At 33.4% G+C, this 17,387-nt stretch carries 15 protein-coding genes; 12 read left to right on the plus strand and 3 right to left on the minus strand.

Annotated elements, in window-relative coordinates:
* Positions 1–660: 660 nt before the first annotated feature.
* Positions 661–1,596, plus strand: coding sequence for a thioredoxin-disulfide reductase (gene trxB, locus EJN67_RS12815; protein WP_129724845.1), 936 nt, complete (start codon positions 661–663; stop codon positions 1,594–1,596).
* A 17-nt stretch (positions 1,597–1,613) separates the two neighbouring features.
* On the plus strand, positions 1,614–2,966 hold the full coding sequence (gene glmM, locus EJN67_RS12820; RefSeq protein ID WP_129724846.1) for a phosphoglucosamine mutase: 1,353 nt from the start codon (positions 1,614–1,616) through the stop codon (positions 2,964–2,966).
* Between the two features lie 82 nt (positions 2,967–3,048).
* Here glmM and EJN67_RS12825 read toward each other — a convergent pair whose 3' ends face one another.
* A complete protein-coding gene (locus EJN67_RS12825; protein WP_129724847.1) occupies positions 3,049–3,522 on the minus strand; it encodes a spore coat protein in 474 nt (157 codons plus the stop codon).
* Between the two features lie 193 nt (positions 3,523–3,715).
* On the opposite strand from EJN67_RS12825, the gene EJN67_RS12830 reads away from it, so the two are divergent.
* Positions 3,716–4,945 carry a serpin family protein gene (locus tag EJN67_RS12830; protein WP_165000876.1) on the plus strand — a complete coding sequence of 410 codons (1,230 nt, stop codon included), beginning with the start codon at positions 3,716–3,718 and terminating at the stop codon, positions 4,943–4,945.
* On the opposite strand, the gene EJN67_RS12835 is transcribed toward EJN67_RS12830, so the two are convergent.
* Complete coding sequence (locus EJN67_RS12835; protein WP_129724849.1) at positions 4,942–5,199, minus strand: hypothetical protein; 258 nt, start codon at positions 5,197–5,199, stop codon at positions 4,942–4,944. The genes EJN67_RS12830 and EJN67_RS12835 overlap by 4 nt on opposite strands.
* Positions 5,200–5,358: 159 nt before the next feature.
* Here EJN67_RS12835 and EJN67_RS12840 point away from each other — a divergent pair, with 159 nt between their 5' ends.
* The 9 genes from EJN67_RS12840 (at position 5,359) to EJN67_RS12880 (ending at position 15,460) form a co-directional block, all read left to right on the plus strand.
* A complete protein-coding gene (locus EJN67_RS12840; protein ID WP_129724850.1) occupies positions 5,359–5,835 on the plus strand; it encodes a GAF domain-containing protein in 477 nt (158 codons plus the stop codon).
* 16 nt (positions 5,836–5,851) lie between these two features.
* On the plus strand, positions 5,852–6,601 hold the full coding sequence (locus EJN67_RS12845; protein WP_129724851.1) for a phosphatase PAP2 family protein: 750 nt from the start codon (positions 5,852–5,854) through the stop codon (positions 6,599–6,601).
* A 180-nt stretch (positions 6,602–6,781) separates the two neighbouring features.
* Positions 6,782–7,888: an AI-2E family transporter gene (locus tag EJN67_RS12850; RefSeq protein WP_129724852.1), complete on the plus strand. Its 1,107-nt coding sequence runs from the start codon at positions 6,782–6,784 to the stop codon at positions 7,886–7,888.
* A gap of 171 nt (positions 7,889–8,059) precedes the next feature.
* Positions 8,060–9,610, plus strand: a complete 1,551-nt coding sequence (locus EJN67_RS12855; protein WP_129724853.1) for a response regulator transcription factor — start codon at positions 8,060–8,062, stop codon at positions 9,608–9,610.
* A 20-nt stretch (positions 9,611–9,630) separates the two neighbouring features.
* Complete coding sequence (locus EJN67_RS12860) at positions 9,631–11,406, plus strand: sensor histidine kinase (RefSeq protein WP_129724854.1); 1,776 nt, start codon at positions 9,631–9,633, stop codon at positions 11,404–11,406.
* Positions 11,407–11,652: 246 nt separating this feature from the next.
* Complete coding sequence (locus tag EJN67_RS12865; protein WP_129724855.1) at positions 11,653–12,969, plus strand: ABC transporter substrate-binding protein; 1,317 nt, start codon at positions 11,653–11,655, stop codon at positions 12,967–12,969.
* A gap of 117 nt (positions 12,970–13,086) precedes the next feature.
* On the plus strand, positions 13,087–13,977 hold the full coding sequence (locus EJN67_RS12870) for a carbohydrate ABC transporter permease (protein WP_129724856.1): 891 nt from the start codon (positions 13,087–13,089) through the stop codon (positions 13,975–13,977).
* The gene (locus EJN67_RS12875) at positions 13,970–14,782 is read left to right on the plus strand and encodes a carbohydrate ABC transporter permease (protein ID WP_129724857.1); all 813 of its coding nucleotides are present in this window, start codon (positions 13,970–13,972) and stop codon (positions 14,780–14,782) included. Before EJN67_RS12870 ends, EJN67_RS12875 begins: the two co-directional genes overlap by 8 nt.
* A gap of 150 nt (positions 14,783–14,932) precedes the next feature.
* A complete protein-coding gene (locus tag EJN67_RS12880; RefSeq protein WP_129724858.1) occupies positions 14,933–15,460 on the plus strand; it encodes an inorganic diphosphatase in 528 nt (175 codons plus the stop codon).
* 53 nt (positions 15,461–15,513) lie between these two features.
* Here EJN67_RS12880 and EJN67_RS12885 read toward each other — a convergent pair whose 3' ends face one another.
* Positions 15,514–17,208: a M3 family oligoendopeptidase gene (locus EJN67_RS12885; protein WP_129724859.1), complete on the minus strand. Its 1,695-nt coding sequence runs from the start codon at positions 17,206–17,208 to the stop codon at positions 15,514–15,516.
* Positions 17,209–17,387 lie beyond the last annotated feature (179 nt).

A 17,387-nucleotide genomic window follows, 5' to 3' on the forward strand; every position in this document is an offset into this window, starting at 1 on the left:
ACTCCTTAATGTTTTTCGGTGTTGATTACATTATATAGGATTGACTATGCATATGGAAGACCCCTTAGTGGGGTCTTCCTCTTTTTGGAATTTAATGCCCGATGCCCATGAAAATTATACACTAACTCGAGTTTGTTCAAACTTACAAAGTTTGTTTGCGAGTTTACAAAACCGTCATTGGTTTATATACCTTTGGCGGTTTTTTTGTGTTCAAAAATAGATATAGAAATAAATAAAAATATGCTAAACGGACGTAGTTGTAATCCCTCGAAAGCAAGTAGAATTCCGATGTGTATGTGGTTTCGATATTTCCTCCCGTAGGTTATACCCTGCGTATGAATACTCATTTTATGAGTAAACCTTCCACGAGCAAACTTTGTCATTGCGAGCAAACTCGCTTGTCATTTTCTCATTTTTTATATATTTTTTTATATTTTTTAAGGTAATAAAACCCACGAGCAAACTTTGTCACTCGAAGGGAATAAACGGCGAGAAGCATTGCAACAACTACATTTCAACACGAGCAAACTTTGTTACTCCGTGAGCAAACTTATTTGTAAGTAAACAGTTTATTATAAGCCTACCATATATAAATATGGTAGGCTGTTCATTTTTGGGGTATACTATTTATATACTGGATTTTTAGGGAGGGGTATATAAATGTATGATGTTATTATAGTTGGTGGTGGAGTAGCAGGACTTACGGCAGGGATCTATGCAAAAAGAGCAGGCATGAACGCATTGCTATTTGAGCAGATGTTTCCAGGCGGGCAAATAGCTACTACATATATGGTGGAAAATTATCCTGGATTCATAGAGCCAATAAGCGGTCCTGATCTTGCAATGAAACTTGAAGAACATGCTAGAAAATTTAATCTTGATATAATGTATGATCAGGTTATGAATTTAAATATAGACGGTAAGATAAAAAAAGTAATTACAAACAAAGGTGAATATGAGGCAAAGACTCTAATACTCGCCATGGGTGCCCAACCTAAGATGCTAGGTCTTGACAAGGAACAGAAGTTTAGGGGTAGGGGTGTATCATACTGTGCTACATGTGATGCTATGTTCTATAAGGGGCAGGATGTAGCTGTAGTAGGTGGTGGCGATACTGCATTGACTGATGCCATATACCTTGCCCAATATGCCAATAGGGTGTATTTAATTCATAGACGGGATGAGTTTAGGGCATCACAGATATTACAGGATAGGGTAATGAAAAATGATAAAATACATGTTATATGGAATTCTAACGTGGAATCTATTTTAGGAGAAGAAAAGGTAACTGGAATAAGAATAAGGAATAAAATAAATAATGATATGGAAGATATAGAACTTCAGGGTATGTTTGTGGCTATAGGCATACAGCCTAATAATGAACTTATAATAGATAAGGTAAAAACTACGGATTCAGGTTTTGCCATTGTTAATGAAAATATGGAAACTGATATACCAGGTGTATTTGTAGCAGGAGATTTAAGGCAAAAACCTCTTTGGCAAATTATAACAGCAGCTTCTGATGGAGCTATAGCGGCCATGGCTGCCCAGAGATATATTATTGAAAAATTTGAAGAAGGGTTATCAGGAAATTGATAGGGAGGAGCTTACATATGGGCAGATTATTTGGTACAGATGGAGTAAGAGGTCTTGCGAACAAGGAACTCGATTGTATACTTGCATATAAATTGGGGCAGGCGGGAGCATTTGTGCTAACAAAAGAGAAAAAAAGTATTCCAAAGATATTGGTGGGCCGGGATACAAGGATATCCGGTGATATGCTAGAGAGTGCATTAGTTGCTGGTATATGTTCTGTAGGAGCTACTGCTATAGAGATAGGTATAATACCTACTCCCGCCATAGCATATTTAACTCGGTTTTATAATGCCGATGCAGGCATAGTAATATCTGCATCCCACAATCCTATGGAGTATAATGGTATAAAAATTTTCAACAGCAGTGGGTATAAACTACGTGATGAGCTGGAAGATGAAATAGAATCTATTATACTTCATAATGCTGAAACAATTCCATTACCTACCGGTGATAAGATAGGAAGAAAGATAAGAAAAGGCGAGGCATATAAGGATTATATATCATTTCTAAAGTCTACGGTTTCTGTTAGTTTAAAAGGCTTTAGGGTAGCATTGGATTGTGCAAATGGTGCATCATCCAAGATAGCTCCATTGTTATTTTCGGAGTTGGAAGCAGAGGTATTGCCTATACATAATATGCCTGACGGTACAAATATAAATTACCATTGTGGTTCTACAGATACTCGTAGTTTACAGGAGTATGTAATAAAATCCAAAGCGGATATAGGTCTGGCATTTGATGGAGATGCGGATAGGCTTATTGCAGTAGATGAAAAGGGCAATATGATAGATGGAGACCAGATAATGGTAATGTGTGCTTTAGATATGAAAAAACGGGGTGTATTGAAACAGAATACAGTTGTAGCTACTATTATGAGCAATCTAGGTTTTGATATAGCACTAAGAAATGCAGGCTGCGCATTTGAAAAAACTACTGTAGGAGATAGATATGTATTGGAGAAGATGTTGGAAAAAGGTTATAACATCGGTGGAGAACAATCGGGACATATCATATTTTTAGATTATAATACTACTGGAGATGGTATGATTACAGCCTTGCAGCTTATGTCTGTTATGAAGCGAAGCGGCAAGAAACTCTCTGAATTGGGAAATACCATGAAAAGGCTCCCACAAGTACTAGTAAACGTCAAGGTAGAAGAAGATAAAAAGCAATTATATTTAAAGGATAAAGTTATACAGGATGAAATCCGAAATATGGAAGAAACCCTTGCTGGACGTGGTCGTGTACTTATTAGGCCCTCTGGTACTGAACCGCTTATACGTATAATGATAGAAGGAGAAGATCAGGCAAAAATAGAGGGGTATGCTAATGAACTTGCGGAACTTTTAAAAAAGTGTTTAAACAATTAGAATATGTATATTAATGAAGGATGGAAATGTAATATATATTCCATCCTTCATTTTGAAAGCATAATATTTTTGTATGCCAGATTTATTGTGGGTTATACATGCCCTTGCTTTCCATATATTTAAATATGCTTTCGCCATGCTCCTGTTCTTCTTTTTGAATATGATTTAGCGCCTGTCTCATGTTTGTGTCGGCAAATTCAAATATTGCAGTATCATAGGTATTGGAAACGTATTTTTCAGTTGAAAGCATATCAATGCATAGATCTGCATCATTCTTACTGTTTAAACCAGCTTGTTGATTCTGCTGGTTATTTTGGATAGATTTAGGGTTTTGTCCCTGATTTTGCTGTTGTGTCATATTCGGCACTTGACCATTAAGCATTTGATTTATAGTATTTAAATGCTGTTGTTCCTGTTGAGCATTGGCTAAAAATATCTGTTTTAACTGGGAATCCTGTGCTTGGTTTGCATAGTTGTTGTATTTTTTGATACACATTTCCTCATGCTGTTTCTGATCTTCTAGAAGTAATCTTTCCTTTTCAGTTAAATTTACCATATACTTTGCACCTCCAATCTTATTTTTTGTAATAGGCAAAAAAATATTCATTGAAAATTTATATTTACGGCAAAAGCATGAAGGAACATTTAGCCAATGAAAAAATTACCGATGAGATTATATAGCCTTTTGTAGTAAACTATTGTCCATCATGTTTTATGCCTTGAGCGAAGCGAAAGGAGTGGATATAAGAATGAAAATAAGAGTTTATTTACTGTACGGAGTACTGCTGCTTGCTCTACTTCTAGGTTGTAATATCCTAAAAGCAGATAGAATAGAAAACATTGTCTATCCTGAAAAGCATATAAAAGAACCTGTTAATACGTCAACAAAAGAAGCTATTCAATCATTTTCGATTAACAATATTGATATGCTATTTATGGGAGTAGACAATGTATGTTATTCACCACTTAGTCTGTATTTTGGTCTTTCTATGCTGGCAAACTCAACAGACAATAACTCATTGAACCAGATAAAAATTGCATTAAATATTGACGATGTTGCGATTCATAATAAACAAATGCAACAATTGTATCAATCATTATACACGCAATCTGACCAAACTGCCTTCCTGATCGCTAATTCACTTTGGGTTAACAAAAATGTTGATATATTTAATGAGTATAAGCAAAAAATTGCGGATAACTATTATGGAGTAATAAATAAAATGGATTTTACTAAACCGAAAGAAGCAGGCGTCCTGATATCTAAATGGATATCAGAAAATACTAACCACTTGATAAAACCACAAGTAACAGTTTATCCTTCTACAATAGCTATGTTAGTTAATTCTATTTATCTAAAAGATCTATGGTATTATGATTTTGACGAAAGGTTAACAAAAGAGGATATATTCTATCTTGTAAACAATCAAACGACTATAGCGAGCTTTATGAATATGATGTTGTATTCCTATGATATCTGGGAAGATGATAGTAGTATCTTTGTATCGTTACCTTTGCAAGAATTTGGAGAGATGTTTTTTATCTTGACCAAAGAGGATCTTCTATTTGAAGACTATCAAATATCCCATTCCTTAAATAATTATTTCAATAATGGACTAACCAGAAAAACTGTTGATACATTATCTCTTAAAATTCCTAAGTGCAACGTCGAAAACGATTTGTATTTAATAGATTATTTGAAGAGTTTAGGACTTACGGATATATTTGGCGTGAATGCTGACCTGTCGAGAATGACTACCGCAGACGCCTATATATCCGAAGTGCGGCAAGGCACGACTTTTAATATTAATGAGTACGGAATAGAGGGTGCTGCTTATACATCTATCAGGGCAGATTCAGCAGATGATGAAACCCTTGATATTTTTGAATTTCATTTAGATAGACCATTCTTTTTTATGGTTGTAAACAATGATAATATACCAGTTTATATTGGCAAAATTATGTCACCTTCATATTAGATATAATTATCCAAAGATAGCGAACAAAATAATGATAAAATAGAAACAACTAGATAAAAACAGGCAGGCATGTTTTTTGCAAGTACCTTTTGTAGAAAGCTGCAAAATATTTTCCCCTCATTTAGCAAAGCACATATTATTCCACGTTCATATGAATTTAGATGTTCAAATTTGCGTGTACCTGTGTTACAATTAGAATTATCCATAGCGAGCACTTCATTGTATTTGATTTTTTCATCAAAAACATTATACATGATTTTCCCGCTATGGTTCTATATTTTTTTGGTGTTGAATTTAATTATACAACGAACCATTGAAAATTTATATTAAGTTACTATTGGAATGAATAAAATAATATGATAAAATACACTTCAAAATATATTTGTACAATAGATTGAAATGGGGATGGTGAAATGTTTAAAGATAAATGGGAGTTTTATAACGATTTAAACTCATCTCTTGAAGGGTTAATTAGCGAAGAACAGGATTGGCTTGCTAACATTTGTAACGCATGTGCGCTTTTATATTTAATGATTCACGATGTTAATTGGTCAGGTTTTTATTTTAAAAAAGGAGAACAGTTAGTGCTTGGGCCTTTTCAGGGTAAACCGGCATGCATACGAATACCTATTGGAAAGGGCGTTTGCGGGATTGCAGCTCAATCTGGTGAGATTCAAGTAGTAGAGGATGTGCATAAGTTTCCGGGACATATTGCTTGTGATTGTGCTTCAATGTCTGAAATTGTTATACCTATAATAAAAGAAGGCGAACTTATAGGAGTTTTAGATATAGATAGCCCGAGAAAAGGGAGATTTGATTATGAAGATGCAAAAGGATTATCTGATTTTGTTAAAATTTTGAATAAATATATCAATTGGCCTTCGACATAAATAGTAGGGGGGATGGATGGTGCTATATGTAAGGGAATTGCTTAAAAGGATAGAGGATTTTGTAGCTAGATATAGGGAGTATGATGATAGATCTAATTATTTTTTTATAAGTATAGGTGCGGCTTTTTTTGCATTATTTATATTTTTGTCTTTTATGGGGCATTATTTGATATACGGTAATTGGAATTTTGATATGAGCACAATACAATATATACACAACTTAAGGACTGAGAGGCTAAATAGTATATTTAAAATTGTAACAAGGACAGGGAATACTATTCCTGTTATAATGCTTACGCTCTTGGTTTCATTTGTTTTATTTTATGCTGGATGTAACAAAGATGGTGTATTCTTCATGTATAATACTTTTGGACTATGGATATTTAATGAGATGCTAAAGCACATATTTAAAAGGCCTAGGCCATCGAATTTTAGAATTATGGAGGCTTCAGGTTATAGTTTCCCAAGCGGACATGCAATGATATCTATGGGGTTTAGCGTTTTATTGGTTTATCATATTGTGGCTCATATTAGGAATAGGAAGGGTGCATTTGCAATATGCATGCTGATTTTTATGTATCCTGTCGTTATAGGACTTAGTAGGGTATATATTGGGGTTCATTATCTAAGTGATGTTATGGCAGGTTGGATGGCGGGAGTATTGTGGTCTTCTTCTAATATTGTAATATATAAATTTTTAAGTTATAAAAGGCATTTTGTGCAAATAAGCAATAATATAGTTGGGTATAAGAATATTGGAAAGTGAATAAAAGGCATTTCCCCATTATTTAGCTACATGGGGAAATGCCTTTGTATTTTATATACAGGTAACAAAAAATTAATTATACCAAACTAAAAAGATATTCAAAATTATATATGGTTTGGTATATAATAAAATCATGGAATTTTACTAACTCTCACATTGGAGATAGAAGGAGAATACGAATTGTTTAAAAATTCAAAAAAAGTACCTTATATAGAATTGCTTCCGATTATAGTCTTATCATTTATAATTGTAAAACTAATAGACAATATAGGTGCGGTAGGAGATTTCTTCAGCAAATTTTTTTCAATAATAGGCGCTTTTATATGGGGTTTTTGTATTGCCTATATTTTAAATCCTGTAATGAAATATTTCGAACGTAAATTTCATATCAAGCGTGTTTGGAGTCTTGTAATAACTTACACACTATTTTTGGGAATATTAGTACTTTTTATAACTATAGTTACTCCGAAGGTGATAAAAAGTGCTGGTGAGTTGGCTTCATCCATACCTGAATATGTAGATATTGCTCAGGATTGGCTAAATGATAATGCCGATAAGTTTGAGGCATTAAACAGATTAAATGTAAATTTGGAAGAAAAGTTTATGGAAGGTATGCAACATGCATCTGAGTTTTTGACCAGCAAGTTAAATGTTATACTATCTCAAGCTATAAATATCACATATTCAGTTGCAAAGGCTATATTAGGTATTGTTATCTCCATATATATTTTGATGGATAAGGAGAAATTTAAATCTAACTTTAAAAGATTTATATATGCGATATTAAGGAAAGATAGGGCAACTTACTTTTTAAAGACATGTTCAGAAGTGAATCTTATATTTTCAAAATTTATACTTGGAAAGGCTTTGGATTCGCTAATAATTGGTATAATGTGCTTTATAGGTTTAGGCATAATGAGGGTTCATTTTGCTTCACTCCTAAGTGTAATAGTAGGGATAACCAACATGATACCATATTTTGGCCCGTTTTTAGGCATGGTGCCTGCCTTTATAATTACTATATTTTATAGTCCTATACAGGCCTTATGGGTACTTATATTCATATTTGCACTGCAGCAATTCGATGGATGGTATCTAGGACCTAAAATACTCGGTGATCAGGTAGGACTTTCTCCGTTTTGGGTTATAGCCGCTATAATAATAGGAGGAGGGGCCTTTGGGGTTTGGGGTATGTTTTTAGGTGTACCTATAGCTGCTACTATAAAAACTTTTCTAGATCGTTTTATCCAAAGGCGCCTTGCTGAAAAACAGCTAAATGTAAGCTAAATATATATGTTTTACATATATAAAAATAAAGATCACTCATTTAGGGTGATTTTATTTTATATATTCGTATAAAATGTACGTTTTAGAAATAAATAAGTCCTTGTGGTATAATTTTGATGTGGGAAATTTTATTGGATAGCAAAACGACATCCATAAAAAGGAGGGGCTTATATGGATACAACTTGCAGGATATTAATTGTGGAAGATGAATTAATATCAAGACAAGCATTAAGATATATAATTGGGTTGGAAAAGGATATTTTTGAGATAGTGGGAGAATGCTCCAATGGCAAAGAGGCTCTTGATATGATTGAGATGCTTAGACCACATGTTGTTATCAGCGATATTGTTATGCCAGTTATGGATGGTGTGGAACTTACAAAAATAATAAATCTAAAGTATCCTGATATTTTTGTAATTGTAATAAGTGGACATAATGAATTCGATTATGTGAAACCAACCCTGCAATATGGTATTGTAGATTATATATTAAAGCCTCAGTTGGAGCCTGAAGTGTTGCTTTGTAAACTAAAAAACATTGCACAGAAATTAAACATCAAAATAACACCCAAAGGAAGCAATGATGAAATTAGTTACGAGGAGATAATTTACCATTTAATTTCTGGTAGGGTTTTAAATATTCCTCCAAAAGAGATGTGCAGCTATTTTTCTAATAGTCAGTTTTGTTTATGTGGTTGCAGCATATCTAGAATTATGGATACCGATATAATTAAGGAAAATATTATATTGGATACAATTACTAATATTGCTGAAGATATATTATCGGATGTAGATTACCATTGGATTGTATTTAATCATCGCACGCGATTTTTGATTATGCTTAATTTTGAAAAAGGAGAATACCAGAATATAAAAAATAAAATATCGAATATGGTAAGGAAAATTGCTGAGGACATACCAACAATATTTTTGGCTGTAAGTGATGAATATTCTGATGTTCTAAAGACATATGATAGGGCAAAGATGATTGAACGGTTAATAGATATGCGTTTTTATATAAAAGATCAAAATATTATATTTGAAAAAGATATAAATTATAATAAACCTCTGCCTATCTTGGATAATAAAAAATATATTGATAGTATACGATTGTTTCACCTTGATGAAGGATTTAATTATTTACTTAACTTTATGAATCTGGTAAAAGAATCAAAAGCTATGAAGTCTATTGAGCTAAAGAAAATATTGGAGAATACCATATATAATACTATTATATCACTAGAGGATATGGGAATTTCAGATGATGAGCTTAATATAAAGAAGATGGAGTTTTTTTCACAAATAGAAAACGCATTGGATATGGATGAACTTTTAGCAGCTATGGACGATATTTTTGCTTTTTTAAGGGTCAAGGTTGCAAAGTATCGAAAAATAGACGCTGAGCTGTTTTATAAAATAGAGGCATATATAAGAAATAATTATAAGGATCAAATATCCCTTGATGTAATTGCAGATAAGTTCCATATTAGCTATTCCTATTTGTCATCCTATTTCAGCAATTATGCACATATGGGAATAAATGAATATCTTAATGATGTACGTATTCAAAAAGCAAAGGAGTTGTTGATTACAACTAATATTCCTATAGGTGATATTAGTGAGATGGTAGGTTATTCCGATCAGAGTTATTTTGGCAAGGTATTCAAAAAACTTGTAGGGATGAATCCTTCAACCTATCGTAAGGGACATAAAAAGCTATAGTCAAATTATTGGAGGAAATTATGAATAAAAAGATATTCACAGAAAAATTTAAACTTAGCTTGTTTATAAAATTATCTATTGTGATGATTATTAGCTTGTTAGCGAGCAATATATTTATATCTGCATTAGCAATGTCTATTATGGAGGATTCGTTTATAGATTCATTTACAATAGCTAATGAAAAAACGCTTAATCAAATTTCTGATAAGTTTGCTAGTTTTAATACAACAATTGCGTCAGTGGTCAATACCTATAGACAAAATTCTTTTCTAAGGGAATATTTTACGCAGGATATATCCGATCAGACTAGATTATTTAAAGTATGTTATAATATGAAGACATATTTGAAAAGCATTGAACAAACTAGCAGTTATACTGATCTTAATGTTATAGCCGTTGGGGTGAATGGCCGCACATTTATTTCATCAGGTGATACGTTGAATATTAGCATAGCTGATTTGGAAAAACACCCTATTACAGTGCAATCGAAGGTTAACCCATCAAAAATTTTTTATAACTATTGTTTTCCTGGTATTACAACTAATACAAAAAGGAATCATGTAATAATAGTGACCAAGCAGCTTATAGACCCATATACTGCTACAAATTTTGGCACTATCTATATAACTATTGATGAATCTGTTTTTAGTAATATGTATGGGGGTATATGGCCAAATGGGAGTAAAATAGAGATTTTGTCATCGAATGGTATGGTGGTTTCTAGTAGTGACAAGCGATTAGTGGGAACTATGGATACTATAATGGTTAAATTGTCAGCAGCGCATATTGAATCAGGAGGTCCCTACACAAATATAAAGCACAATAAAAATGACGGAGTGCTTATAGCAAAGTATCTTCCTGTATATGATATGTACATGGTAAATATAGTAGATAAAAATTATATTTTAAAAGGTTTTATAGAATCACAGCCATTAATATATTTAGTATGTTTTTTTATTAGTTTTTTAGCAATTGCCTTGGTATTTTTAATTACCCGTAGAATAACTCAGCCACTGACACATTTGGTATCTCATATGAGGGGAGCGAAAAATGGGAATTTTACCAAGGTTTCCGAAGTGAGAGGCAGTTATGAAGTAAGGGAGCTGCAACAGGTATATAATATTATGGTAGATGAAATAGATAATTATGTCAATAGACTTGTAAGTGAGCAAAAAGGGCGGAGAAAGGCTGAAATAAGTGCATTACAAATGCAAATAAATCCTCATTTTTTATATAATACCCTTGCATCTATTAAGTATCTTTCATGGCAGGGGAATACACAGGCGGTGACCGATACGATAAATGCACTTATATTATTATTGCAAAATACTATCAGTAAGACGGATGAAAAAATTACTGTGCAAGAGGAGTTACTAAATTTAAAAAATTATGTTGCTATAAATCATGTTAGATATGGGTCAGACATAGAAGTAGAATATAGTGTTGATGATGACTGTCTGGATTGCTTGATACCTAAACTTATAATACAGCCATTTATAGAAAATGCATTTTTCCATGCATATCAGAAGAAGCAGGAAGGATGTATTAGAATATTTATAAAACATAGGGTGGACAAGCTCATTTGTGAAGTAATCGATGATGGAGATGGTATAAGCATTGATAGATGTGATAAATTATTGAATAAAAAATACGAAAAAGATCATTTTTCCGGTATAGGTATAAGGAATGTAGACGAACGACTCAAACTTATATATGGTGAAGAGTATGGTGTAAAGATAATAAGTAAAGTAGGGGTTGGAACGACTGTCACAATAGAAATGAAATATGAAAAATAGTATTAAATAGTAGTTGCTTTTGAATAATTTATGAGAAAAATCACAAAATATTACTAAGATCAAAAAATATTCCCCAAACGAGGTTTTTTGGACAGGGTATGAGGAAAAATTAATACCAAAGATGCTCAATTATAGACGAGAATTTTATTAGATATTTATATACAATTATGATTAAACAATAAATTAATTATTAAACATTTCAAAGTGACCCTGTAATGAATTTATTATAATAGGAGTGTGAAAATAATGGGGAAAGGTAAAAAGGTAATTTTATTATTGCTTGTAGCTATTATGATTATTGGATTGGTTGCTTGTTCATCATCAAATGATAAACCCAACAAAGGTGAGTCTTCAGAAAATACTGATAAAAAACAAAAGATAGTTGCATGGGCATGGGATAAAAATTTTAATGTAGCTGCTCTTGAAGAGGCAAAAAAGATATATAATAAAGATAATGCAAATGTTGAAATTGAAATTGTTGAAATTGCACAGAATGATGTTATTCAGAAACTCAATACAGGTCTTAGCTCTGGTACAACAAGTGGCTTGCCAAATATAGTTCTTATTGAAGACTATAGAATTCAAACTTTTTTAAAAGCATATCCTGGTAGTTTTAAAGAATTAACCGATGTAGTTAAATATGATGATTTTGCTAGTTATAAAAAAGATTTCATGACTATGGATGGTAAATCCTATGGCATTCCATTTGATACAGGTTCGGCTGTATTGTACTATAGAAAAGACTATGTAGAAGATGCAGGGTATACTGAAGCTGATATGCAGGACTTGACATGGGAAAAGTATATTGAGATTGGTAAGGCAATCAAGGAAAAGACAGGTAAGCATATGCTTTCTATAGATCCTAATGATATTGGATTGTTTAGGATTATGATGCAATCTGCAGGTAAATGGTATGTAAAAGAGGATGGCTCTACGCCTGATTTTGCAGATAACGAGGCTCTAAAGGAGGCTGCTGCAATATGTAAGGAGATGCTTGACACAGGGATTGCAAAAACACATACTGATTGGGCACAGTTTGTCGCAGGCCCGAATACAGGTGAGATTGCAAGTGTCCCGACAGGTTGCTGGTTTACCCCATCTATTATGGCAGAGAAAAGTCAGAGTGGATTATGGCGTGTAGCTCCTATTCCAAAGCTTAGCAAAGCTAAAGATGCAACAAATGCTTCCAACCTTGGAGGATCAAGTTTCTATATCCTCAATGAAATAGATGGCGCAGATGTTGCTACTGATTTTCTTGTAAAGACGTTTGGTTCTGATAAATCTTTTTATGAAACGCTACTGGATAAGCATGGTATAATAGCCACATTTATACCTGTACAAAGCGGAGATGTATATGGTAAGGAAGTAGAGTTCTTTGGAGGACAGAAAATTTATTCTGATGTTTCTGAACTTGCATCGAAGATCCCATCTGTAAACTATGGACTGCACACATATGCTTTTGATGATATTATGAAGGCAGAATTTCAGAATATCATAAATGGAACAGATATTGATACAGCTATGCAAAATGCCCAAAAGCAGGCAGAGTCCCAGGTTAAGTAAGTATGGATTAAAGGTATTTAGGATTCAATTTGGGTTAGAAAAAATTTTCTAACCCAAATTAAGCATTTATATAAAAATACAAAGTCTAGCTTTTGTTAAATAGGTAGGGTGATGGCGATGAAAAAAGATAATTTTATTGGTACGGCAACAGAAAATAGAAGTGGTTGGTTGTTTGTGATTCCTGCCAGTTTATTAATAGTTATTTTTGGATTTTATCCTATGATTAAATCCCTTATTACTTCTTTTAAAACTGGAATGGGCAATAATCTGGTATTTACCGGTGCATCAAACTATATCAGATTATTTCAAGATCCTGTTTTCAAAGAAGCCGTTAAAAATACATTAATTTATCTTGTAATACAGGTTCCGATTATGACTGTACTGGCAATGCTTAATGCAGTATTGCTTAATGATAATACACTAAAGGGTAAAGGCTTTTTTAGAACTGCACTATTCCTGCCAAGTGTAACATCCCTTGTTGCATATTCGGTTTTATTTAAGAGTTTATTTGCGGCAGATGGATTATTCAATAAATTTCTTCTTGCTATAAATGTGGTGAACAAGCCAATTCCTTGGTTAACTGACCCATTTTGGGCAAAGGTGACAATAATTATAGCAATTACATGGCGCTGGACAGGATATAATATGATATTTTATCTAGCTTCATTACAGAATATAGATCCTTCGATATATGAAGCAGCAAAAATTGACGGTGCCTCTGGCTTTACACAGTTTTTTAAAATAACGGCACCAATGCTAAAACCTATTATACTTTTTACAACGATAATGTCAACAAATGGGACATTGCAAATATTTGATGAAGTGGTTAATATAACGGCAGGCGGACCGGCAAATGCTACGTTAAGCATATCACAGTATATATACAATCTATGTTTTAAATATACTCCGAACTTTGGATATGCTTCAGCAGTATCATATTCCATCGTTATAATGGTAGCAGTTTTATCTTTTATCCAGTTTAGAGTAGCAGGTGATGAAAATGATTAAAACAAAGATTAAAAAAGTTTTGAAGTATATGTTCTTGATCATTGCTTCCATTTTAGCAGTGTTCCCATTCTTTTGGATGATTGTAAGTGCTACTAATAAATCTGTTGATATAACAAAGGGTAAGCTGACCCCTGGCTCTGAACTCATAAATAATATAAATACACTATTTATTAGTACGTATATGCTTAGGGGTATGATAAACTCGCTGATTATATCTACTATAACAACATGCATTGCGTTATTTATATCTTCAGTTGCAGGATATGGATTTGAAATTTTTCATAGTAGAAGACGGGGGAATCTTTTTAATTTGTTACTTTTGTCGATGATGATACCGTTTGCTGCATTGATGGTACCCCTATATAGAATGTTTGCTAAGTTTGGACTATTAAACAATTATTTGGCTGTAATTATTCCATCTGTTGCTACGGCATTTTTAATATTTTTCTTTCGCCAAAATACAAAATCTTTTCCAAAGGAAATTTTGCATGCTGCAAGGGTGGATGGACTCAGTGAGTTCGGAATTTTTATAAAGATATATATACCTACTATGAAATCTACCTATGCAGCTGCTGCAATTATTACTTTTATGAATGTTTGGAATAGCTATCTATGGCCCCTTATTGTCTTACAGTCACCTGAGAAGATGACATTGCCGCTTATTATTTCAACACTTAACTCCTCCTATTATCCAGATTTTGGGATGATAATGGTGGCTATAGTAATTGCCACTATTCCTACGGCATTGATATTCTTTTTAATGCAGAAACGCTTTGTTGAGGGTATGTTAGGTTCAGTTAAATAATGTTAATAATAGCATGGAGAGGAGAATTCTCCATGCTATTATTTTTTAAAAAAAGATGATATAATAATTCAAAATATCTAAGAGGTATTTTTAAGAGTTAATGGGCAAAGGATAATACTAAATATCAAAGTAATATTGGAGGTGCGTTGAGTGAGCATATGGCATGATATATCACCCGATAGGGTAACACCTGAAAAATTTATAGCAGTTGTGGAGATTGCAGCAGGTAGCAAGAAAAAGTATGAGCTAGATAAGGATACGGGATATATAATTCTTGATAGGGTGCTTTATACTTCAACCCATTATCCTGCAAACTATGGTTTTATACCTAGGACTTATTCCGACGATGGTGATCCTTTGGATGTACTTATATTATGTCAGGAAAAGCTGGATCCATTGGTATTAGTGGAATGTTATCCAATTGGTGCTATTGTAATGATGGATGGAAATGACGAAGATCAAAAAATTGTGGCGGTACCGGTAAGCGATCCTGCCTTTAATGATTATACAGATATAAAGCAGCTCCCGCCTCATATAATGGAAGAGTTTTCTCATTTCTTTGAGCGATATAAAGAGCTTGAACTTAAATATACTAGTGTGCAAAAGGTTCTAGGTCGTAAGGAGAGTATGGAGATAATAAAAGATTCTATAAAATTATATGAGGATACATTTAAGTAAAAATATTAAGGTAGTCCACAAAAGGACTACCTTAATATTTTTTTATAAAAAGGTTAAAATGTCGTATCGTCTATACTATTTAACCATTTTTCTATGGGCACCATGATCTCCTGTATACATCCGTCTTCAAAGGGCGATTTGAGATTGGCGAGTTTTACAAGTTCAAGAAATGACATGGTGCCTCCTGCCTTGCAAAGCCTTATATAATCTGACCATGCAGCAGAATGGTTTTCTAATGACTTTTTCCAAAACTGAAAAGCACATACCTGCGCTAGCGTATAGTCTATATAATAAAATGGAGATTCGAATATATGCATTTGCTGGAACCAATAGCCCCCTCGGTGTAGAAAGTCGTTATCATCATAGTCTCTGTGGGGAAGATATTTTTTTTCTATACATCTCCAAGCCTGTTTCCTTTCTGCAGGGGTGGCATCGGGGTTCTCATATACAAAGTGCTGAAATTCATCCACCGTTACTCCATATGGGATAAATTGTAGTGCATCTACTAGGTGAGCGAATTTATATTTTGTATCATCATCACCAAAGAACAAATGCATCCAGGGCCAGGTGAAGAATTCCATGCTCATGGAATGTATTTCTGCTGATTCGCTTGTGGGGAAATAATATTCAGGTATTAAATATTTACGGCTGCAATATACTTGGAATGCATGTCCTGCTTCATGTGTGAGTACACCTACATCTCCAGAGGTCCCGTTAAAATTTGCAAATATAAATGGGGCCTTATATTCACTTATAAAGGTGCAATATCCTCCGCCTGCCTTGCCTTTTTTACTCTCCAAATCAAGAAGGCCATATTCCGTCATATAGTTAAAGAATTCTTCTGTTTCTGAAGATAATTCATGATACATGGTGCGAGCCTTAGATACCTGCCATTTTGCATCTCCCAATGGCTTTGGATTTCCTGTTTTAAAATTTAGGCTTTCATCATAATATTTTAAATCGTTAAGACCCAATCTGTTTCTTTGTCTATCATATAGTTTCGTAGTTATAGGAACTATATATTCAAGTACCTGATTTCTGAAATTTGCTACCATGTTAGCATCATAGTCAGAGCGTTCCATGCGTGCATATCCTAGCTCTACAAAGTTTTTATAACCTAGTTTTTGTGCTATTTTTGTACGTATCTTTACTAGTTTATCATATATACTATCGATTTCGTCTTCATGTTGGGTGAAAAATGCATATCTCGCATTGTATGCCTTTATACGCATATTCCTATCCTTAGATGCTTGGAATGGAATCATTTGAGATAGATTACGGTCTTTGCCTTCGAATGGAATCTTTGCAGAAGCGATAAGTTTTACATATTTACTAGATAGCTGGTTTTCCTTTTGTAGATCATTGATTATCTCCGGAGAGAAGGTTTTAAGTCCTAGTTCGGCCAAGGTAAGGAGTTGTTTACCCCATTTTTCTTCTATTTTATTCCGATATTTAGAATTAACAAGGGACTTATAATATTTGTTTATTGAATCTTCATACAATGGTACTACTTCATCAAAATAGTCATTTTCCTTCTCGTAAAAAGGATCCTCTGTGTTTATGGTATGGCGTATGGTAGCTATTTGCCACATGGTTTCAAATTGGCTGCGCAATCTGTTTATTTTTACTATAAGCGCATCTTGTTCCTTGAATGTAGATGCAGTTTCAAAGTCCTGTATAAGGGTGTTTAGGCTATGGGTGAATTCTTCTATCTTTGGCCTTTCGTATTTGAATTCACTAAAATGCATGTGTATCACCTTTTCCTTCCGTTTATATTTATTGACCTATATAGATAATACTGTTAGTGTATAATTTTCATGGGCATTGGGTATTAGATTCCAAAAAGAGGAAGACCCCCACTAAGGGGGCCTTCCATATGCATAGTCAATCCTATATAATGTAATCAACAACGAAAAACATTAAGGAG

The sequence above is a fragment of the Xylanivirga thermophila genome (genome assembly GCF_004138105.1).
Taxonomy (GTDB): Bacteria; Bacillota; Clostridia; order Caldicoprobacterales; family Xylanivirgaceae; genus Xylanivirga; species Xylanivirga thermophila.